We start from the raw sequence: 19,686 nt of genomic DNA on the forward strand, positions 1-19,686 counted from the left end.
CAAGCTCAAAAAAAACTGCTAGCCTCAGGAAAACATGGAGGAATGCCTGTTGGACGAATTCAAACTCGACCGTCGGCTGGAGAGCGATAGCGACCGAGTTATTCAGACCGGGCTCTGCGATCTCAGGCTGTCGAAGGACGCCCGCTGGCCGTGGCTGATTCTCGTGCCACGCAGAACGGGTATCAGCGAAGTCTTCGAACTGACGCCCCTCGATCAGGTGTTGCTGACATTCGAGACGGAGATGGTCGCCTCCGCCCTGAAGAAGATCACCGGCGCCACAAAAATCAATATTGGGGCCCTTGGCAACATCGTCCGTCAGCTTCATGTTCATGTCATTGCCCGCTTCGAAGGCGATGCCAATTGGCCAAATCCCGTCTGGGGTTTTGGCAAGGCTGAACCTTACGCGGCGGATAAGAGAGATGACCTTATAAAGAAGTTGCGGGAAGCCCTTTCATCATGAGCCGTTCGCTTTTCGATTCGGATGTTCCGCATCCGGAACCCAGTAGCCTGACTGCCTTCGCAGCCAATGACCTGATCCGTGATTCCGAACATCGCGACGAGACATCCGTCGACAAGGCGCTTGCCAAGGAAGGAACGCATATCTTCGCCTTTGCCGGCGACAAGCTGGTCTTGAAGCATGACGGGCAGGTGCTTGATCCGCTGTTTGCACGCTACGAGCTGAAGGACCTGCGGCCCAACTGGGATGAGACCGTCCTGCTCGGCTATCGAAAAACCGGGGAGCCGCGCCTTGCCGTGCCGGTGGGTGTTCCGGAAGAAGAGTTGGCCAGCCATTACAAACCTTCGGATGGCCGTTCGCTATTTCGCGAGATGCTGATCGACGAGGTTCTACTCGGGGAGTTTGCGCAGGGAGCGAGCCTCATCCGCTGGAACCGCGACAACAAGTTCTGCGGCCGCTGCGGCTCTACCATGGAGATCCATATCGGCGGCTACAAGCGCGTCTGCACAGCCTGCGGACATGAAATCTTCCCGCGCACCGACCCCGTCGTCATCATGCTCACGATCGACGAGGAGCGCGACCTCTGCCTTCTTGGCCGCAGCCCGCATTTCGCTCCGGGCATGTATTCCTGTCTTGCCGGTTTCGTAGAACCGGGTGAGACGATCGAGAACGCTGTGCGCCGTGAGACGCTGGAAGAATCCGGAGTTCATACCGGACGGATCCGCTATCACGCTTCGCAACCCTGGCCGATGCCCCATACGCTGATGCTTGGCTGCTTCGCCGAAGCCAAGTCCAAGGACGTCAAGTACGATACCCAGGAGCTGGAGGACTGCCGCTGGTTCACGCGTGAAGAAACGCTTGAGATGCTTGAACGCCCCGGCGTGACCGGCAAGGCACCACCGCCCAAGGGGGCGATCGCCCATCGGCTGATGCGCGATTGGATAGAGTGGAAAAGCAATAAGGCCTGACAGAACGAGGCCCAGACATGGCACGCTCCGAACGCCTTCTGACGTTGCTGCAAACCCTGCGGCGCTATCGCCGGCCGGTCAGCGGCGCTGTGCTTGCCACCGAAACTGGCGTCAGCATCCGCACGCTTTATCGCGATATTTCGAGCCTGCAGGCACAGGGCGCCTTGATCGAAGGAGAGCCAGGTCTCGGCTACGTGTTGAAGCCGGGTTTCATGCTGCCACCGATGATGTTTTCGCAGGACGAGATCGAGGCGCTCGTCCTCGGTTCGCGATGGGTTGCGCGAGCCGCCGATCCACGCCTTGCCGCCGCCGGCGCCGATGCCCTCGCCAAGATCGCCGACGTGCTGCCGCAGGAGATGCGAGACGAGATCGAGACCTCGACGCTGCTCGTCCATCTCCGACCGCCCGTTGCCGACAAGGCTGATCTCAGTGCCATTCGCAAGGCGATTCGCGCCGAACGAATCCTCAAGTTGACCTACTCGGATGAGGGCGGAACCGTCTCCGTCCGCAATATCTGGCCTTTCGCGCTGAGCTATTTCGAACAGGTGCGGGTTGTCGTTGCCTGGTGCGAATTGCGTCAGGATTACCGCCACTTCCGCACCGACCGGATCGTCGAAATGATCCCTCAGGACGGCCGTTACCCGCGCCGGCGCGCGGTCCTGCTCAAGGAATGGCGAGATCAGCAAGATATTGCATCCTGACCGCGACACTACTGCCATAAACTGACAGTGGTCAGCGCTATTATCGGTACCAATCCAATTGGAGGACCGATGATGATGAGCCTGAACCTGAGCCGATCTACGCGCGGCAACCATGCTGTCGACGAGACCTCTTCCGATGCAGGATATCCGCAATCCACGCTGCTGCGCATGATGCTGAACGCGTCGCGCCAGATGGCGCATCGCAGGTGTTCGCGCCTCGATCCGGACACCATGCCCGAGTGGAAGAAACGCGATCTCGGCTTCGTCGATTGGGGCAGCCCCTGCCACGAAGGCTAGTCGCACACGACACAACTCCCAAGACGCATGACCGACCGCCGCCGCTGCCAACGAGGCAGCGGCGTTCCTTCGCCTGCCACCCTGTCACAACGAGGACGACCCGATGAACAGCCCGAACCTCATCATTCTCTACGTCAAGGACCCGGCCACAAGTGCCGGTTTCTACCGGTCCTTGCTCGGCCGAGAGCCTGTCGCCGAAGCCCCGAACTTTGTCGCCTTCGCGCTTGATGGCGGCTTCACGCTCGGCCTCTGGCGGCTGAGCAAGGTTACCCCGCAGCCGTCCGCTACGGGCAGCCGCGCCGAGATCGCCTTCATGGTTCCCGGCGAGAACGGCGTGTCGACGCTTTACGAGGATTGGCGCAAGCGCCAGTTGCCGATCGCGCAGGACCTTACGGACATGGATTTCGGCCCGACCTTCGTCGTGCTCGACCCGGACGGCCATCGCCTGCGGGTGTGTGAGCCGGACAAGTAAATCACAAAGAAAAGGGCGCCCGAAGGCGCTGCCCGAAGGCGCCCTTTTTCATTTCTGCAGTTGGCCCCGCATGGGGTGGCCCTTGTAGACGCCGAGGATGCGCACCTTCTCGGAAAAGAAGCGCAGCTCCTCCAATGCACGCCGGACATTCGGATCGTTCGGGTGACCCTCAATGTCAGCATAGAACTGCGTTGCGACGAACTTGCCGCCGAGCTGATAGCTCTCCAGCTTGGTCATGTTGATGGTGTTGGTCGCAAAGCCGCCAAGCGCCTTGTAGAGTGCGGCCGGGATGTTTCGTACGTTGAAGACAAATGTCGTGACGAGCTTCTCCTCGGCCGAGCCGCGATGCGCCCATTCCTCGTCGCGTGAAAGGATGACGAAGCGGGTGACATTGTTTTCCGTGTCCTCGACATTCTCGGCAACGATGTCGAGACCGTAGAGATCGGCGGCAAGGCGCGGCGCCAGCGCCGCCATCGAGCGGTCCCCGGTTTCCATGACGAGCTTTGCAGCACCTGCCGTGTCGCCAGCGATCACCGGCTTCCAGCCGTGCGAACGCACGATCTTGCGGCACTGCCCAAGGGCGTGGATGTGGCTGTGAACCGTGCGGATCTCATCCTTGGTGACGCCCGGGAGCACCATCAACTGGAAGCGGATCGGCATGAAATACTCGCCGATGATGTGCAGGCGCGACTCCGGCAGCAAGTGATGAATGTCGGCGACGCGGCCAGCGATCGTGTTCTCGATCGGGATCATTCCGATATCGGCATCGCCGTTCTCGACCGCCACGAAGGCATCCTCGAACGTCTGGCACGGCAGCGGCTCCATGGTCGGAAACATGTCACGGCACGCCATGTCGGAGTTCGCGCCGAACTCGCCCTGGAAGGCGATCCTGTTGGTGGTGATGTTCATGGAAAATCCGTCACTTCGTTCTTGCGGAGAGAATGCGCCGCGCCTTTTCAAGGTCGGCGGGAGTATCGACACCGAGCGGAACCGTGTCAACGATCTCGACATCGATGCGCATGCCGGCTTCCAGCGCGCGCAGCTGCTCCAGCGACTCGCGCTTTTCCAAGACCGATGGTCCGAGCGTAACGAAACGCTCCAAGGCCGAGCGGCGGTAAGCATAGAGGCCGATATGGTGATAAAGCGGTCCATCACCGTAGGGTGCCGTCGTGCGGGTGAAGTAGAGCGCCTTCAGGCGGCTTTCCGAGATCGGCGAGCCGACGACCTTGACGATATGCGGTGCCGTCTTGTCGGCCTCGTCCTCGATCTCGATCGTCAGTGTTGCGATGTCGACGCTCGGATCCTCCAGCGGGCGCAGCGCGGCGCGAACGGTTTCCGGCTCGATCGTCGGCAGATCGCCCTGCACGTTGACGACGAACTTGGCTTTCCCCTCCGGATCCACCTTCATGAGCGCCTCGTAAATGCGATCCGAACCGGACTGATGGTCCTTGCTGGTCATGATGACTTCAAAGCCTGCCGCGGCCACGACATCATGGACCTGTTGGTCATCAACCGCGACAACGACGCGGCCAATTTCGGCTTCCTTCGCCCGCAGCGCCACCTGCACGATCATCGGCAGCCCGCAAATATCGGCGAGCGGCTTGCCTGGAAGACGGGTCGATGCCATGCGGGCCGGGATCAGCACGAGCACGTCATCTAAATTTGGACTGGTCATTGTTCGGGCCTTCTAATCCGGGCGGAAAGGTGTCAAAAAGTCTCACGCAACAGGCCATTTAGACTGTTGCAACGAATAGCCAAAAGACATAGGTTCCGCGCGATTTCAAGATGGTCCGGTTTTATGTCTGCCGGCTGCAAGGGGAGCATTGCAGATGAATTCATACGTGAATATGGCTGTGGGGGCACTGCTCGGAACGGTTTTCGTTCTGATGACCGTCTCCATCGCGTCGGAGGGAATCTTTCATTCGGAGAGCCCGGAGAAGGAAGGTTTCGCGATCGTCGCCGAAGAGGCCGCTGCCGCTGGTGGCGGCGAGGCCGCACCGGCTGCAGCCGTTCCGATCGCACAGCTACTTGCAAAGGCGGACGCCAAGGCTGGCGAGGCTGTTTTCAAGAAGTGTCAGGCCTGTCATGACGCGACCAAGGGGGGACCGAACAAGGTTGGTCCGAACCTCTTCGGTCTCGTCGATCGTCCGATCGCCACGCATGAAGGCTTTGCCTACTCGTCGGGCATGAAGGACTTCTCCAAGGGCGGCAGCGAGAAGTGGACCTTCGATCATCTGAACCACTTCCTGGCAGCACCGAAGAAGTACGTTGCCGGCACGGCAATGGGCTTTGCCGGTCTCCCGAAGGACACGGATCGCGCCAACGTCATCCTTTACCTTCACACGCTGGCCGATTCGCCGGTTCCGCTTCCGGATCCGAACGCACCGGATAGCGCGACGCAGTAAGTCGCTGCTCGGTTCCAGACGAAAATCGAAGCCCGGCTGACGCCGGGCTTTTTCTTTGCCTAGCCGCCGAGCAAAAAGGCCCAGAACGAAACGGAGATGGCGCCAAGCGCCGTCGTTAGCGTGATCGTCGAAGCTGCCAGGCTGTGGCCGACACCGAAACGGTTGGCGATCAGCCAGGCGTTGACGCCCGTTGGAACCGACGAAATCAGCACCAGGGCCGCCGTCCAGTCACTGGCAAGCCCGACCAGATGGCTCGCCGCCCAGACGCAGGCCGGCAACAGCAACAACTTGAAGGCGGAGGTGACGCTGGCGATGCCGGCGTTGCCTGAAATGCCGTATTTCTCAAGCGCCATGCCGAGCGAAATCAGCGCGACCGGCCCGGCGACACCGGCGATCTGATCGATTATGGCGCCTACCGGTCCCGGCATGGTGAGCCCTAACAGGTGCATGGCAGCACCGCCGGCCAAGCCGATCACCAGCGGGTTTTTGACGAGATTGTGGGCGATCTGGCGCACCACTTTGGCGATGCTGCGCTCCTTCTTGCCGGCGATCTTGTGCTCGGCGCGCTCCATCAGGATGGTTCCGATAATCATCATCACAGGCAGATGGACCGCGATCAGAATCGAGAGCGGCACGAGCCCCTTGTCACCGACCGTGCGCTGAACGAGCGGCAGTCCGATGAAGATGGTGTTGGCGAAGGCTGACGATACACCGGCAAGCACGCCAATGCGGTCATCGCGCCCGAAGAAGCGCGTCGCGGCGATATGGGCCGCGACCCAAGTCACTCCGACGCCCGAGAAATAGGCGATCCAGAGACGGAAGGGCGAGGCACCGTGAAAATCGGCGTTGGCGATCGTGCGGAACAACAACAGCGGCACGGCGATCTTGAAGACGAACTCGCTCAGCGCATCGCCGATCTCCGCCTTCATCAGCCGTAGTTTCACGGTCAGCCAGCCGATAAGGATCATGATAAAGATGGGAAGGACGTCGAAGATGATGGCTGACATTCAATGCGGCTGCCTTGCGAGGGAATAAGCATGCCTAGCAGCAAAACGGCCGTGATGACAAACCGGCAAAGCATAAAAGCAAAAAAAGCGGGCTCTGCCCGCTTTTCCGCATCCGGTCCTGCCGGATAGCCGGTCTGCAATGCTGCCAGTTCATCCGTGGTCAGCGTCACTCCGGTATCGTCGAAGGGCGTCATTCCCTTCTTCATTGGCTGCCGCTCGGAAGCCGCTCATGCCAATGTCGTTGAGGATGCTTATAGGATGGGGAAATGACATGCGGATGACGGATTCCCGCTATATGAAATGCGAGGGACCACCAGCCGCACGCGTATAGGTGGGACGCAACCGTGTCGTCTTGGCATGCGCAAGCTCAGAAGTCGGCCACGGCCACCAGAGCAACGCGGTGTCCCGCTGTATTTTCAAATGCTCTTGTGCCCACGGGCAAAATCGTGCGATGTCCGATGCCGGCTGGGGAGACCAACATGGGGGTAAATTTTGCCAACAGGTAAAGTCAAGTGGTTCAACCAGGACAAGGGCTTCGGATTCATCACTCCGGATGACGGCGGAACCGACGTCTTTCTTCACATCACGGCCGCTCAACGAGGCGGGATCGACACCGTGAAAGAAGGAATGGGCATAGCGTTCGAAGTCGCTCAGGACCGTCGAACCGGCAGAACGTCTGCCGACAATGTCCGGCAAGTTTGAAAACGGTCAGTGCGGCCGAAGGGCCGCACTGACTCCGCCGCTCGGAGACGACATGAAGCGTACTTTGGCTGCCGGCCTCGTCATTCTCTTTGCCGCCGGGCCATCATTTGCCGATGACGCGAGTTCCAAACTTTCATTTTTTTACGACAGCTGCGTTTCTTCTGGCCCGGACTTCGAGCGCACGGCTGAGCGTGCGAAAGCCGACGAATGGCCTTCGATGGCAGAGGATATGGCGCTGACCTTCACCCCGATGGAGAATCCGGAAGCGCTGGAAGGATGGATCGTCAGCGGCGGCGAAGCTGAGAGCTTTCAAGCGCTGGTGGTCTCGCGGGCGGATGTCGGCGGCAAAACCGTCGAAGGCTGCACGGTGGCGCTGGGGGACGTCGACGCGGATGTTTTCGAGAAAGCGCTGGTCGAGAAGGTGAACGCTGTCTCGGCGGGTGAAGAGCAAGGGCAGGATCGCGTTTACAAGCGATATACCGCCACCATCAACGGGCGCAGCGAGGCGATCACCTTGACGCTCCCGCTCTATGCAAAGGGTTCCGATCAGATCATCGCCAGCGCCGTGGCAGAGCAGCAGATCGAACACTAGCTCGCCGCCGTCGGCCATGCGCCCTTATCAGATGATATGAGATTTTAATGTCGGAGGCCCGTCGTCCGAATGGAACGGCTATGGCTTTGTCCGCATCCTGTGACGAGAGGTCACGAACCCCGGCCGCCCGTCGAGGGCATATTCACGTGACCTGTTTGCCAACCAGCAGGAAACGTACATGCATCCCCAATGGAAGCCATTTGTCGTGGAGATCAAGAAAACACGTCGTCTTTTTCCAGGGTCGCCATCAAAAAGCGACTTTCATTTGGAGAAAGCCAGCCCCGACGACGAAAAGCGCGCCCGCGAGGTTGCGCAGGGCACACGACCAAACGACGAAAGATAGTAGGATGGTAAGCAGGAACCTCCCCCATGAGTATTTCTTCCTCAATGGCGCACGTTCCGACGGACCGGTTATCGGCCATATCGACGGCACACCGATCCCCGCTCGCGTAGTCGACACCAGGGGCAGCCGCTATCGTTTCGTTGGAATTGCCCGTCGCGATCGACGTGGCAGGCTCGATGTCACTGCCTTGCGCAAGAACGAGTGGCTCGTAAAGCCCGACCTGATCTATGCTGCCGCTGCTTGAGACGCGCCTTTTGAACGCCGCGGTCACGGGGGGCGGCCGGCGACATTTGACCCGTCACAGTGCATTTTTGCGATGAGATAGACGGCCCAGCGGCATTTCCGCTTTCCATGCGGCGAAAATTCGCTAAGACCGGTCACCGGCTATCACCTAACCCGGGACCTTCCCTTTCATGACCAAATTCGATGTTCTGACTGTCGGCAACGCGATCGTCGATATCATCGCGCGTTGCGACGACCAGTTCCTCATTGACAATGAGATCACCAAGGCCGCGATGAACCTCATCGATGCCGAGCGCGCAGAACTTCTCTATGCGCGCATGGGACCGGCGGTGGAGGCTTCCGGCGGCAGCGCCGGCAACACGGCCGCGGGTGTGGCGAGCTTCGGCGGCAAGGCCGCCTATTTCGGCAAGGTCGCGGAAGACCAGCTCGGCGAAATCTTCGCGCACGATATCCATGCGCAGGGTGTTCACTATCAGACACAGCCGAAGGGGACATTCCCGCCGACCGCGCGCTCGATGATCTTTGTCACCGAAGACGGCGAACGCTCGATGAATACCTACCTCGGCGCCTGCGTCGAGCTCGGGCCCGAAGACGTCGAGGCCGATGTCGTCGCCCAGTCCAAGGTCACCTATTTCGAAGGCTACCTCTGGGATCCGCCGCGCGCCAAGGAAGCGATCCGCGAATGCGCCCGTATCGCCCACGAGAACGGCCGTGAGATGTCGATGACGCTTTCCGACAGCTTCTGCGTCAACCGCTATCGCGGCGAATTCCTCGACCTGATGCGCTCCGGCACCGTCGACATCGTCTTCGCCAATCGTCAGGAAGCGCTGGCGCTCTATGAAACCGACGACTTCGAAGAAGCGCTGATCCTTATCGCCAAGGACTGCAAGATCGCGGCCGTAACGATGAGCGAGAACGGCGCCGTGATTCTCAAGGGCAGCGAGCGCTTCTACGTGGATGCGATCAAGATCAGGGAACTGGTCGACACCACAGGCGCGGGCGATCTCTTTGCCGCCGGCTTCCTCTATGGCTACACACAGGGTCGGACGCTGGAAGACTGCGGCAAGCTCGGCTGCCTCGCGGCTGGCATCGTGATCCAGCAGATCGGCCCGCGGCCGATGAAGTCGCTGGCCGAGGCCGGCAAGCAGGCGAACCTTATTTAAAGGCTTCGCCTGGATAAGCGCCCCAGATTTCCGACTGCGCCACCCATCCTTCGGCGCCGTCTATCTTGGCAAAGCACCAGTCGCCATTGCACTCGCCGATGTTCATCATGACGCCGGGCTCGAGCTTGGCGACGACGCTTGCCGACGGCTGGGCATCGCGGCGCATGTTGACGTAGACAGACTTACCCTTGCCCTTCATCCATGGGGCGGCGATTGCCGCACGCGAGCCCGACAGCAGCGATTGGTTGACCCAACCCTCGGTGCCGTCGGCATCGCGGATCTGGCGCCAGTTGTCGTATTCCTGAATGATTTCGACCGGCAGGCCGGCCTTCAGATACATCCATGAGGCCGCATAGTCGGTGCCAGGGCCGATGCGCAGGTTGACGCGCTTGGACTTGAGCGTGACGAAGCGCGGCAGCGGCAGGCCACTCGGTCCCTTTGCCGCCTGTGCGGAGGCCATTTCAGCCGTTCCCGCAGAAAGCACGAAACCGATCGCAAGGGCGAGGCAAGATTTCAGGACTTTGCTATGCATGGGACTTCCGTTTGCTCAGAGGAGGGCAGGACTGCTGCCTGATTCCGGGAATTCGACATTCCTGCGCACGCTGAGCGAGTTTTGTTTGTCTTCGCGCGCGGGTCTGGTAGAAATTCCCCGGAACGGGAAAATTATCCCGCGTCTTGGTTAAGGACCTCTGAACAAGTTAGCGCCGGCGCACATGACGACGAAGAAAAAACCGAAGGTCTACATCACGCGGAAGCTGCCCGATGCGGTCGAGACGCGCATGCGCGAACTCTTCGACGCGGAACTCAATATCGACGATGCACCGCGCTCCAAAGCCGAGCTGATCGCCGCCGTCAAAAGCGCCGACGTGCTCGTTCCGACCGTCACCGACCGGATCGATGCCACGGTGATCGAGGAGGCCGGGCCGCAGCTGAAATTGATCGCCAGCTTCTCGAACGGCACCGATCACATCGACGTCGAGGCGGCTGCTCGCAAAGGCATCACCGTCACCAATACGCCGAACGTGCTGACCGAAGACACCGCCGACATGACCATGGCGCTGATCCTCGCCGTTCCGCGCCGCTTGGGTGAAGGCGCGCGGGTGCTGACCGACCATCCCGGCGAGTGGCCCGGCTGGTCGCCAACCTGGATGCTCGGGCGACGGATCCACGGCAAGCGCATCGGCATCGTCGGCATGGGGCGGATCGGCACCGCCGTTGCGCGGCGCGCCAAGGCTTTCGGCCTCTCGATCCACTATCACAACCGCAAGCGCGTCAACCCGGCGACCGAAGATGAGCTGGAGGCGACCTACTGGGAGAGCCTCGACCAGATGCTCGCCCGCGTCGACATCGTTTCTGTCAATTGCCCCTCGACACCGGCAACGTTCCATCTGTTGTCGGCCCGCCGTCTGGCGCTGCTGCAGCCGACGGCCTACCTCGTCAACACCGCCCGCGGCGACGTGATCGACGAAGCGGCACTGATCAAGAGTCTGCGGGAGGGAAAGCTGGCGGGCGCCGGTCTCGACGTCTTCGAGAATGAACCGGCGGTCAATCCGAAGCTCGTCAAGCTCGCAAATGAAGGCAAGGTCGTACTTCTGCCGCACATGAGCTCGGCGACGATCGAAGGCCGCATCGACATGGGCGACAAGGTGATCATCAACATCCGCACCTTTATCGATGGCCATCGCCCGCCGAACCGCGTGCTGCCGGGCCGCTAGGCCGGAACAGGCTTGCGCATCTCGATCGATGTCGTCCTGGTGAATCCGGGATGGGCATTTTCAGCGGTCTTCTCAAATCCCCAGCGGATAAAGACATCGTGGTTTTCGACAAGCTCGATGCGCGTTTCGAGCCTCAGTGATGGCAGGGAGTGGGACCGCGCCACCTCTTCCGAGACCGCCAGCAGCCGACGGCCGATACCCCGGCCCTGCGCGTCGGGCGCGATCGCCAGCTTGCCGACATAGAGGCAGGCTTCTTCTGGTCGCAGAAAGACGCAGCCACATAAAGCATCGCCTTCCATTGCCGCATAGGCGATTTCAGAACGCGCCTTATCGGCAAGCGTCGTCGGCGTGAGCTTCAAGGCGGAGGATGGCGGATCGATCCGGTCGTTCATATAGGCGAACGACGACAGGACTAGCGCCAGCAACTCCTCCCAGCGTTGAAAGTCTTCATCGATCCGAATGATGTTCATGACGCCGGGCTCTGTTTCTGGCGACGCCTCTTGTAGCGGATCGTGTCGAAGCGGGCGGCAAGCGCATCATAGAGCAGCAGCCGTCCAATCAGCGGTTCGCCCGTGCCGGTGACGAGCTTGATCGCTTCCATTGCCATCAGCGTGCCGATCACGCCGGTCAGCGCACCGATGATGCCGGTCTCCGCACAGGCCGGGATCAGACCAGCCGGCGGCTTCTCGGGGAAGAGATCGCGATAGGTTGGGTTCGGCGTGCCATCCTCCGCCGTCTCGTAGGGCTTGAGCACTGTGACGGAGCCATCGAAGCGACCAACCGCGCCTGTCACCAAGGGGATTTGCGCAGTCTCGGCAGCGTCGGCCGCCGTATAGCGCGTATCAAAGTTGTCGGAGCCGTCGATCAGCAGATCGAAGCCTGAGAGATGGCGGCGCGCCGTGTCAGGCGAGAAGCGCTCTTCGAAGCGGATCACGTTGACGTGCGGGTTCAACCTTGCAATCGCGAAGGCGGCACTCTGCGTCTTCAGTTCGCCGATCGTGCCGGAATCGTGGATCACCTGCCGCTGCAGGTTGGAAAGCGAAACGCGGTCGTCATCGGCGATACCGAGCGTGCCGACGCCGGCGGCTGCGAGATATTGCAGGACCGGCGCTCCCAGCCCACCGGCACCGATGACAAGCATGCGGGCGGATTTCAGTTTCTGCTGGCCTGCGCCACCGATCTCGGGAAGCAGGATATGGCGCTGATATCGCGCGATTTCTTCCGGGCTGAGCGGTTCCATGGGCGCGATGCTAGCATGGCCTTTGGTTGAGGGGGAAGCGGCATCGGTCATTCGAAAACCTTTCCATCGGCAACGGTGAAGAATTGCGCGCGCTCGCCGAGAGCGGAAAACATGGCGCAGTCCGTGCCTGTCATGAAGGCCTGGCCGCCGAGCGCGTCAATGAGGTCGAAGAGCGCAGCACGCCTGCCTTCGTCGAGATGCGCGGCAATCTCATCAAGCAAGAGAATCGGCGCATGGCCCGTGAGATTGGCGACCAGACGGGCATGGGCAAGAATCAGTCCGACCAGCAGCGCCTTCTGCTCGCCGGTGGAACAGCGCGATGCTTCCATCTGCTTTTGCCGGTGGCGGACAAGCAGATCTGCGCGATGGGGGCCGTCGAGCGTGCGGCCGGCCGCGGCATCGCGGTAGCGGCTCTCGGCAAGCATAGCCGCATAGTCATCCTCAAGATCAACGGCGGGGCGCGAGAACTGACCATCCATAAAGCCCGCAAGCTCCAGCGCAGCGGCGGGAAAGGGCGAGGTTTCGTGCGTCTCGTCGATGAGGCGGGCAAGAAGACCGAGCATCTCCTCGCGTGCCATCGCCATGGCAATGCCGAGGCTTGCCATCTGCTGTTCGAGGCCGGAGAGCCAGGCGGGATCGAAGCGACGCTCGTCGAGCAGCTTGTTGCGGCTGCGCATGGCGCGCTCGAAATCGCTGGCACGGCGGCCATGGGCCGGATCGAGCGACAGCACGAGCCGATCAAGGAAACGGCGGCGCTCGGACGAACCACCGGTGAAGAGGCCATCCATCGAGGGCGTCAGCCACAGGAGACGGAGATGGTCGGTCAGTTCATCGGCCGACTTTGCAGGCGTGCCGTTGATCCGCAGGCGGCGGGAAATGCTGTCGTCGGTGGTATCGACACCCGTGCCGATTTCCACCTCGCCTTCTATGCCATCGAGCTCCGCGAAGATCGAAAATCCGGCCGTCGCACCGACACGGGTGACATCACCATAGGGGGCACGACGCAGGCCGCGGCCCGGCGACAGGAAGGATACGGCCTCCATCAGATTGGTCTTGCCGGCGCCATTGTCCCCCGTCAGCACCACATGCCGACCGTCGAGCGACAGCGAGACAGACGCATAGTTGCGAAAGTCGGTCAGCTTGAGACGGGACAGGGAGACCTTGTGCGGCATTCGATATCCGGATTCGTGGTGCCCGAGAGCTAAGCGCAACGGGGCCGGATGGCAAGGGTGCGGGTGTAGTCGGGATGCCGATGATGCATGGGTGCGCACCTGGATGTTGGCCACATGACCGGAGAATCGTATGATGACGTCGAGGTTGGGGGGACTTCGATGAGACGTTTGACGAAAACACGGATGGCGATCGGCGGTGTGGCGGTCTTGTTGGTCGCCTATCTGCTTGTCACTTATTTCCTCATTCCCGAAATATGGATCCATCGCGACGCCAGCCGTATTGCGGAATTCGGTCCAATGGTGACGACCACCAAGCAGGATATTCCCGGCGACCCCATCAATGTTGGGCTCGTCGGTTCGAAGGAGAACGTGCTTCGGGCATTTGCATCGGCTGGGTGGGACCCGGCCGACAAGATCACGCTGCGGACATCAGCCGAAATCGGCTTGAGCGTCGTGCTCGATCGGCCCGACCTCGACGCTCCCGTGAGCCCATTGCTGTTCGAGGGCCGCCAGCAGGATCTGGCATTTGAAAAGGCCGTGGGCAAGAGCGCCGACGAGCGCCACCACGTCCGTTTCTGGCAAACCAAGAGCAGCGGTGCAGATGGGCAACCGCTGTGGCTTGGATCGGCGAGTTTTGATCGCGGGGTAGGCTTCAGCCACGATACCGGCCAGATCACCCATCACATCGCGCCTGATGTCGACGCTGAGCGAGATCTTGTTATCGGCGATCTTCAGGCAGCCGGGCAATTGTCGTCGACTTACGAGATCGCGGGCATCGGCGCCACGAGGACCGGCCGCAACGGTGGCGGCGATCCCTATTTCACCGATGGAAAGGCGCTGATCGGCGTGCTGCGCGCTGTCGGCGCCCCTTAACGCGCTTCGCCTCGTGCACCTTCATCGTCGCCAATTTGCGGTTCCAAATAGCGTCGAATAGTTGAAAAATGCGGGCCGAATTGCGAGAGGTGCGCCGTTGAAGATAGCCGCAGCACAGACCATCGTTTCGCCTGACATTACCGCGAATGGCCGAACAATCCGGAGCATGATTGCGGCCACCGCTGCTGATGGCGCGCGGGTCATCAATTTCTGCGAAGGCGCACTGTCGGGATATTCGAAATCGCAGATCCTGCATCCCGAGGACTGGGCCAGCTTCGATTGGCGGCAGCAGGAGGCCGAGCTTCGGGCAATCGCCGATCTCTGTAGTGATCTTCGCATCTTTGCGGTTGTCGGCGGAGCACATCGGCTGGCGGAGGGCTACCCCCCCGCACAACAGCCTGTATGTCTTTTCCGAAACCGGAGCGCTGCTTACCCGCTATGACAAGAGGTTTCTGTCAAACAGCGAACTTGGCGGCTGGTACTCTCCCGGCACCGCGCCGATCACTTTCGATATCAACGGCTACCGATTCGGTTGCGCGATCTGCATCGAAGCTACGTTTCCGGAGGTATTCCAGGAGTATGCCAATCTCGGCGTCGATGCCGTGTTCTTCTCCTCCTATGGCATTCCCGAATATTTCCAGATTGCGCTGCGCGCGCATGCGGGGCTGAACTGCATCTGGATCGGCGCTGCAACGCCGGCGCAGAAGGCCGCCAAGGGGCCGGCCAGCATCATCGGCCCGGATGGAAAATGGGTGGCGCAGTGTGCTGCCACTCCCGAACCAGGCCTGGCAACCGCGGTGTTGAACCGAGACGACCCGGCATACGACATTCCGCTGCAGAAGGCCCGACCGTGGCGGCTCAAGGCGCGACAGGGTGATATCTATCGCGAGAGGATGGCGGACGATCCCCGAAGCGAAGACAGAAGCGGCTACTGACGCGCAATGCTGCCTTGCGTCGCGGTCCCTTCATCTCGAGACGCAGATGGCCTATATGGGCGCTGTCGCGGATTGCGACGCGCCGGAGTTGACGATGGATACAGAAATTCAGGGCCGCGCGGCACATGTCGCCGCCATACGCGAGCGTGCCGAAGACGAGATGACGGCGATGGGCGTCGACGAGGCGTTCATCGATCGGTTGGTCGAGACGTTCTACGCCCGTGTGCTGCAGCATGCGACGCTTGGACCCGTGTTTGATGCCCGGCTTTCCGGCCGCTGGCCCGACCATATGCAGAAGATGAAGAGCTTCTGGTCATCAATTGCCTTTCGCAACGGCGCTTATGGCGGCAAGCCGGTGCAGGCGCACACGGGCGTCGCGAACCTGACGCCCGATCTCTTCCCGCAATGGCTGGCACTGTTTTCCGCGACGCTCAGCGATATCGCGCCGAACCCTGAGGCCAAGGCCTGGTTCATGACGACCGCTGAACGCATCGCCAAGAGCCTGACGCTGTCGCTGTTCTACAATCCAGCACTCGACGCGCCCCAGGCCAAACCCGCCTGAGCGCCACTTCAGGCGACACGCTTGTAGAAAAATGTGGTGGCGCAGAGGCCGCCCTCCGGCCACAGCGCATAATCCGGGATGACACCGACCCGCTCCCAGCCCAGCCTGGGGTAGATCGCCTCGGCATCGCTGCCGGTTGCCGTGTCAAGCACGAGGAGCGTCTTGCCGCGGACGGCGGCTTCTCGTTCCGCAGCATCCATCAGCAGACGTGCAAGGCCCTTGCCCCGGGCCGAGCGATGCACCAACAGCTTCTTCAGATCGCCGCGATGCGGCTGATTCGGCATCTGTGCGGCACCGACCTGCACCGTGCCAACGGCTCTGCCGTCGATCTCCGCCACGAGGAGCAGCGTTGCACCGGACGCGACGGCATCGGCGACGCCCTGCCAGTAAGGCTCGGCATCCGCGTTGCCATAAGGCTGCATGAAGCCGACCGAGGCGCCGCCGTTGACGCAATCGGTCAGCACGTCGCAGAGGTCGGGGATCGCCGCATGGGCTTCTGCCGCATCAAGAAGGCGGATCGTAGCTGTCATCACTTTTTCTCCTGAAATGAATTAGCGCCCGCGCCGATCGAGTACGACGCAATAGCGGGCGGGAATGTTGCCGGGGTTATGAAAAACATGGCCTTCGCCGACCGGCATGAACAGGCAGTCGCCAGGCAGCAGTCGGTAGACGGTGTCGCCCGTCGTCATTTCCATTTCGCCATCGAACAGCCAGACATGCTGTGTCATGCCGTTGCTGGCTGCGTGCGGCGGGAAACTAACGCGACCGCCTGGCGGGAATTCGACATCGACGATATCGACAGACGAAGCGGCTCCCGGCGGCGAGACGGAGCGCCTGACGTAACCGGTCTCCGGATCCCGCCAGACCTGCTGGTCCTGACGGCGCGACAGCGGCGAGACCTCGCCGTCCTCGGCAAAGAAGGCCGACAGCGACAGGCCGAGCGCTGCGCAAACCCTGGCGAGGAGCGGGGCCGTCGGGCTCGCTTCGCCGCGCTCGATGCGGGAGATCATCGCCCGGCTGACGCCGGAGGCGTTGGCCAGGTCTTCCAGCGTCAAATTCCGCTCGATCCGCAGTCTGCGGATGCGAAGGCCGATCGCCGTTTCGAGTTCTTGTTCCATCATTGGATCCGATTTTCTTTTATAATAGAATTTCACGATCTGATAATAGAATCAAGTATCATGTTTCGGTCCGCGAAACGGCGACTTATCGTAAACGAACCCCTGCTTTTCCGCTTTGCGGCAAGGGTCGGCGCTGCTATATGGCGCGCATGAGCACCAATTCGACGACTCCGCTTTCCCATATCCGCAATTTCTCGATCGTGGCCCACATCGACCACGGCAAATCGACGCTTGCCGACCGCCTGATCCAATCGACCGGCGGCCTGGCCGAGCGCGAGATGTCCGAGCAGGTGCTTGACAACATGGATATCGAGCGCGAGCGCGGCATCACCATCAAGGCCCAGACGGTGCGTCTGCACTACAAGGCCAAGGATGGCGAGACCTATATCCTGAATTTGATCGACACGCCCGGACACGTCGACTTCGCCTATGAGGTCTCGCGCTCGCTCTCGGCCTGCGAAGGTTCGCTGCTCGTCGTTGACGCCAGCCAAGGCGTGGAAGCCCAGACGCTCGCCAACGTCTACCAGGCGATCGACAACAACCACGAGCTTGTCACCGTCCTCAACAAGATCGACCTGCCGGCCGCCGAACCTGATCGCATCAAGGAACAGATCGAGGAAGTGATCGGTATCGATGCCTCGGAAGCCGTGTTGATTTCGGCAAAGACCGGCCTCGGCATCCCCGATGTCCTCGAGGCAATCGTTCAGAAGTTGCCGGCGCCGAAGAGCCCCGGCGGTGAAAAGGCACCGCTGAAGGCGCTGCTCGTTGACAGCTGGTACGACACCTATCTCGGCGTCATGGTCCTCGTCCGCGTCATTGACGGCGTGCTGACCAAGGGCCAGACGATCCGCATGATGGGCACGGACGCAAAGTACCAGGTGGAACGCGTCGGCGTGCTGACGCCAAAGATGGTCAATGTCGACAGTCTCGGGCCTGGCGAAATCGGCTTCATCACCGCCTCCATCAAGGAAGTGGCCGATACGCGCGTCGGCGATACCATCACCGAGGACAAGCGCCCAACGGCGCAGGCCTTGCCGGGCTTCAAGCCGGCACAACCGGTCGTGTTCTGCGGTCTCTTCCCCGTCGATGCCGCGGATTTCGAGGATCTGCGCGCGGCGATGGGCAAGCTTCGCCTGAATGATGCCTCCTTCTCCTTCGAAATGGAATCATCGGCCGCACTCGGCTTCGGCTTCCGTTGCGGCTTCCTTGGCCTGCTGCACCTTGAGATCATCCAGGAACGCCTTGAGCGCGAATTCGACCTCGACCTGATCGCCACTGCGCCTTCGGTCGTCTACCAGCTGACGATGACCGACGGCAGCGAGCGCGAACTGCACAATCCGGCTGACATGCCCGATGTCGTCAAGATCGACGAGATCCGCGAGCCCTGGATCAAGGCGACGATCATGACGCCTGATGATTACCTCGGCGGCATTCTCAAGCTCTGTCAGGATCGTCGCGGCATCCAGACGGAACTCACCTATGTCGGCACCCGCGCAATGGTGACCTACGAGTTGCCGCTCAATGAAGTTGTCTTCGACTTCTACGACCGGCTGAAGTCGATTTCGAAGGGCTACGCCTCCTTCGACTATCACCTCGAAGGCTACCGCGAAGGTAACCTCGTCAAGCTGTCGATCCTCGTCAATGGAGAGCCTGTCGATGCGCTCTCCATGCTCGTCCACCGCGCGTCTGCCGAGAAGCGTGGCCGCGACATGTGCGAGCGGCTGAAGGAACTGATCCCGAAGCACATGTTCAAGATCCCAATCCAGGCAGCGATCGGCGGCAACGTGATTGCCCGCGAGACCATCTCGGCGCTGCGCAAGGACGTGACGGCCAAGTGCTACGGCGGCGACGCCACCCGAAAGCGCAAACTTCTGGACAAGCAGAAGGAAGGCAAGAAGCGCATGCGCCAGTTCGGAAAGGTGGAGATTCCACAGGAAGCCTTCATCGCCGCGCTCAAGATGGGCGACGAATAAAAGCATCATTTTCAGCCCGGCCGGCGCACGACGCATGGCCGGGCTTTTTGATCCTGCGCTGCCTCAACTGCAGGCCATGTATTCCTTCACCAGCCCTTGATAGGCGTCCATCGACGGCAGCGCCTCGTAGCTGCGGACCGCGCCGGTTTCGGCGAAGGGCAGTTTTTCGCGGGTCCAGGTCTCGATGAACGGCCGGAACCAGCGCGGATCGTCCAGCATCGTCGGACGCAGGTTGACGAACCAATCCATCCCGTCCGATCGCGTGAACATCCAGGTCATGCAGTGGCCGCAGAAATAGTGGTGCGCCTCGACGCCGTGCAGCCCACCGATGACGGGCTCTCCTTCGGTGATTTCGAAGGCCTCCGCCGGGATCGCGGCACTCAGCGAAAAGGCGCTCGACGACATCTTCTGGCACCCTGTGCAATGGCACGCCATGGTCAAAAGCGGCTTTGCGCGGATCTTCAATCGCACGCGGCCGCATCGGCAGCCACCGGTCCAAGGTAGATTTACTTCGGTCATCGCGACCTCCCTTCGTCATACTCAATCTAGCGGCAGGCGGCGCGGCGTCAAACTGTCGGCGGCAGGCAAACCGGCATCGCCTCCTAGGAATCGGAAAGCCATGATCGCGCGGATATTCGCGCCACTGGCAGCGACCAAGCGATAGCGACCTTTGGATCGAGTGCACACTGGCCCACCTCCGCCCCGGCCCGCTTGTCGACCAGAATCAACGCACCGTTTTCCGTCAGCG

General features: G+C 61.1%; 27 protein-coding genes. 16 read left to right on the forward strand and 11 right to left on the reverse strand.

The genetic code is table 11. The annotated features are described in order from the left end of the window. Window positions 1-49 precede the first annotated feature (49 nt). From AC1DE4_RS02935 to AC1DE4_RS02955, 5 genes are all read left to right on the forward strand, one after another. The gene (locus AC1DE4_RS02935; protein ID WP_025659719.1) at window positions 50-460 is read left to right on the forward strand and encodes an HIT domain-containing protein; all 411 of its coding nucleotides are present in this window, start codon (window positions 50-52) and stop codon (window positions 458-460) included. After that, on the forward strand, window positions 457-1,425 hold the full coding sequence (nudC, locus tag AC1DE4_RS02940) for an NAD(+) diphosphatase (RefSeq protein ID WP_477879786.1): 969 nt from the start codon (window positions 457-459) through the stop codon (window positions 1,423-1,425). The genes AC1DE4_RS02935 and nudC overlap by 4 nt, the downstream gene beginning before the upstream one ends. A gap of 17 nt (window positions 1,426-1,442) precedes the next feature. Further along, on the forward strand, window positions 1,443-2,126 hold the full coding sequence (locus tag AC1DE4_RS02945; RefSeq protein WP_018855402.1) for a helix-turn-helix transcriptional regulator: 684 nt from the start codon (window positions 1,443-1,445) through the stop codon (window positions 2,124-2,126). 69 nt (window positions 2,127-2,195) lie between these two features. After that, a complete protein-coding gene (locus AC1DE4_RS02950; RefSeq protein WP_018855403.1) occupies window positions 2,196-2,423 on the forward strand; it encodes a hypothetical protein in 228 nt (75 codons plus the stop codon). Between the two features lie 103 nt (window positions 2,424-2,526). Then, window positions 2,527-2,895, forward strand: a complete 369-nt coding sequence (locus tag AC1DE4_RS02955; protein ID WP_018855404.1) for a VOC family protein — start codon at window positions 2,527-2,529, stop codon at window positions 2,893-2,895. A 48-nt stretch (window positions 2,896-2,943) separates the two neighbouring features. Here AC1DE4_RS02955 and AC1DE4_RS02960 read toward each other — a convergent pair whose 3' ends face one another. Then, window positions 2,944-3,804, reverse strand: coding sequence for a prephenate dehydratase (locus AC1DE4_RS02960; RefSeq protein WP_025659718.1), 861 nt, complete (start codon window positions 3,802-3,804; stop codon window positions 2,944-2,946). 10 nt (window positions 3,805-3,814) lie between these two features. Then, entirely contained in the window at window positions 3,815-4,570 is a 756-nt protein-coding gene (locus AC1DE4_RS02965) for a 3-deoxy-manno-octulosonate cytidylyltransferase (RefSeq protein WP_018859767.1), read from the reverse strand. Window positions 4,571-4,724: 154 nt separating this feature from the next. Between AC1DE4_RS02965 and AC1DE4_RS02970 the strand changes: the two genes are divergently transcribed. Then, on the forward strand, window positions 4,725-5,300 hold the full coding sequence (locus tag AC1DE4_RS02970) for a c-type cytochrome (protein WP_018859766.1): 576 nt from the start codon (window positions 4,725-4,727) through the stop codon (window positions 5,298-5,300). 59 nt (window positions 5,301-5,359) lie between these two features. Here the strand turns inward: AC1DE4_RS02970 and AC1DE4_RS02975 are convergent, their stop codons facing one another. Next, window positions 5,360-6,307 carry an AEC family transporter gene (locus AC1DE4_RS02975; RefSeq protein ID WP_018859765.1) on the reverse strand — a complete coding sequence of 316 codons (948 nt, stop codon included), beginning with the start codon at window positions 6,305-6,307 and terminating at the stop codon, window positions 5,360-5,362. Continuing rightward, complete coding sequence (locus AC1DE4_RS02980) at window positions 6,265-6,501, reverse strand: hypothetical protein (protein WP_162706116.1); 237 nt, start codon at window positions 6,499-6,501, stop codon at window positions 6,265-6,267. The genes AC1DE4_RS02975 and AC1DE4_RS02980 overlap by 43 nt, the downstream gene beginning before the upstream one ends. 298 nt (window positions 6,502-6,799) lie before the next feature. On the opposite strand from AC1DE4_RS02980, the gene AC1DE4_RS02985 reads away from it, so the two are divergent. The 4 genes from AC1DE4_RS02985 to AC1DE4_RS03000 all read left to right on the forward strand — a co-directional run bounded on the left by AC1DE4_RS02985 (window position 6,800) and on the right by AC1DE4_RS03000 (window position 9,350). Further along, window positions 6,800-7,009, forward strand: coding sequence for a cold-shock protein (locus AC1DE4_RS02985; protein WP_018859764.1), 210 nt, complete (start codon window positions 6,800-6,802; stop codon window positions 7,007-7,009). Between the two features lie 52 nt (window positions 7,010-7,061). Further along, a complete protein-coding gene (locus AC1DE4_RS02990; RefSeq protein ID WP_477879790.1) occupies window positions 7,062-7,601 on the forward strand; it encodes a hypothetical protein in 540 nt (179 codons plus the stop codon). A 347-nt stretch (window positions 7,602-7,948) separates the two neighbouring features. Further along, window positions 7,949-8,188, forward strand: coding sequence for a hypothetical protein (locus AC1DE4_RS02995; RefSeq protein WP_062375539.1), 240 nt, complete (start codon window positions 7,949-7,951; stop codon window positions 8,186-8,188). Window positions 8,189-8,357: 169 nt separating this feature from the next. Continuing rightward, complete coding sequence (locus tag AC1DE4_RS03000) at window positions 8,358-9,350, forward strand: adenosine kinase (RefSeq protein ID WP_018859761.1); 993 nt, start codon at window positions 8,358-8,360, stop codon at window positions 9,348-9,350. Here AC1DE4_RS03000 and AC1DE4_RS03005 read toward each other — a convergent pair. After that, complete coding sequence (locus tag AC1DE4_RS03005; RefSeq protein ID WP_018859760.1) at window positions 9,343-9,882, reverse strand: SH3 domain-containing protein; 540 nt, start codon at window positions 9,880-9,882, stop codon at window positions 9,343-9,345. The genes AC1DE4_RS03000 and AC1DE4_RS03005 overlap by 8 nt on opposite strands. Before the next feature lie 181 nt (window positions 9,883-10,063). Here AC1DE4_RS03005 and AC1DE4_RS03010 point away from each other — a divergent pair, with 181 nt between their 5' ends. Then, on the forward strand, window positions 10,064-11,065 hold the full coding sequence (locus AC1DE4_RS03010; RefSeq protein WP_018859759.1) for a 2-hydroxyacid dehydrogenase: 1,002 nt from the start codon (window positions 10,064-10,066) through the stop codon (window positions 11,063-11,065). Here AC1DE4_RS03010 and AC1DE4_RS03015 read toward each other — a convergent pair. From AC1DE4_RS03015 to recF, 3 genes are read right to left on the reverse strand one after another with little or no spacing between them, the layout of a single operon-like run. Further along, complete coding sequence (locus AC1DE4_RS03015) at window positions 11,062-11,535, reverse strand: GNAT family N-acetyltransferase (RefSeq protein ID WP_025659715.1); 474 nt, start codon at window positions 11,533-11,535, stop codon at window positions 11,062-11,064. The genes AC1DE4_RS03010 and AC1DE4_RS03015 overlap by 4 nt on opposite strands. Continuing rightward, the gene (locus tag AC1DE4_RS03020) at window positions 11,532-12,356 is read right to left on the reverse strand and encodes a molybdopterin-synthase adenylyltransferase MoeB (RefSeq protein WP_025659714.1); all 825 of its coding nucleotides are present in this window, start codon (window positions 12,354-12,356) and stop codon (window positions 11,532-11,534) included. Before AC1DE4_RS03020 ends, AC1DE4_RS03015 begins: the two co-directional genes overlap by 4 nt. After that, the gene (recF, locus tag AC1DE4_RS03025; RefSeq protein ID WP_477879792.1) at window positions 12,353-13,477 is read right to left on the reverse strand and encodes a DNA replication/repair protein RecF; all 1,125 of its coding nucleotides are present in this window, start codon (window positions 13,475-13,477) and stop codon (window positions 12,353-12,355) included. Before recF ends, AC1DE4_RS03020 begins: the two co-directional genes overlap by 4 nt. A 159-nt stretch (window positions 13,478-13,636) precedes the next feature. Here recF and AC1DE4_RS03030 point away from each other — a divergent pair, with 159 nt between their 5' ends. The 4 genes from AC1DE4_RS03030 to AC1DE4_RS03045 all read left to right on the forward strand — a co-directional run bounded on the left by AC1DE4_RS03030 (window position 13,637) and on the right by AC1DE4_RS03045 (window position 15,847). Further along, window positions 13,637-14,350: an LssY C-terminal domain-containing protein gene (locus AC1DE4_RS03030; RefSeq protein WP_026372131.1), complete on the forward strand. Its 714-nt coding sequence runs from the start codon at window positions 13,637-13,639 to the stop codon at window positions 14,348-14,350. A 97-nt stretch (window positions 14,351-14,447) separates the two neighbouring features. Beyond that, on the forward strand, window positions 14,448-14,792 hold the full coding sequence (locus tag AC1DE4_RS03035; RefSeq protein ID WP_477879795.1) for a nitrilase-related carbon-nitrogen hydrolase: 345 nt from the start codon (window positions 14,448-14,450) through the stop codon (window positions 14,790-14,792). Next, the gene (locus tag AC1DE4_RS03040; RefSeq protein WP_477879797.1) at window positions 14,677-15,285 is read left to right on the forward strand and encodes a carbon-nitrogen hydrolase family protein; all 609 of its coding nucleotides are present in this window, start codon (window positions 14,677-14,679) and stop codon (window positions 15,283-15,285) included. The genes AC1DE4_RS03035 and AC1DE4_RS03040 overlap by 116 nt, the downstream gene beginning before the upstream one ends. Window positions 15,286-15,379: 94 nt before the next feature. Further along, the gene (locus AC1DE4_RS03045; RefSeq protein ID WP_477879799.1) at window positions 15,380-15,847 is read left to right on the forward strand and encodes a group III truncated hemoglobin; all 468 of its coding nucleotides are present in this window, start codon (window positions 15,380-15,382) and stop codon (window positions 15,845-15,847) included. Window positions 15,848-15,855: 8 nt separating this feature from the next. Here the strand turns inward: AC1DE4_RS03045 and AC1DE4_RS03050 are convergent, their stop codons facing one another. Both AC1DE4_RS03050 and AC1DE4_RS03055 read right to left on the reverse strand, forming a co-directional pair. Beyond that, a complete protein-coding gene (locus AC1DE4_RS03050) occupies window positions 15,856-16,377 on the reverse strand; it encodes a GNAT family N-acetyltransferase (RefSeq protein WP_025659709.1) in 522 nt (173 codons plus the stop codon). A gap of 21 nt (window positions 16,378-16,398) precedes the next feature. Next, a complete protein-coding gene (locus AC1DE4_RS03055; RefSeq protein ID WP_062375810.1) occupies window positions 16,399-16,965 on the reverse strand; it encodes a helix-turn-helix domain-containing protein in 567 nt (188 codons plus the stop codon). 140 nt (window positions 16,966-17,105) lie between these two features. Here AC1DE4_RS03055 and lepA point away from each other — a divergent pair, with 140 nt between their 5' ends. Beyond that, the gene (lepA, locus tag AC1DE4_RS03060) at window positions 17,106-18,938 is read left to right on the forward strand and encodes a translation elongation factor 4 (RefSeq protein ID WP_025659707.1); all 1,833 of its coding nucleotides are present in this window, start codon (window positions 17,106-17,108) and stop codon (window positions 18,936-18,938) included. A gap of 63 nt (window positions 18,939-19,001) precedes the next feature. Here lepA and AC1DE4_RS03065 read toward each other — a convergent pair whose 3' ends face one another. After that, on the reverse strand, window positions 19,002-19,457 hold the full coding sequence (locus AC1DE4_RS03065; protein ID WP_018859749.1) for a GFA family protein: 456 nt from the start codon (window positions 19,455-19,457) through the stop codon (window positions 19,002-19,004). Between the last annotated feature and the right edge of the window lie 229 nt (window positions 19,458-19,686).

This window comes from Rhizobium sp. 10N414 (assembly GCF_056394785.1).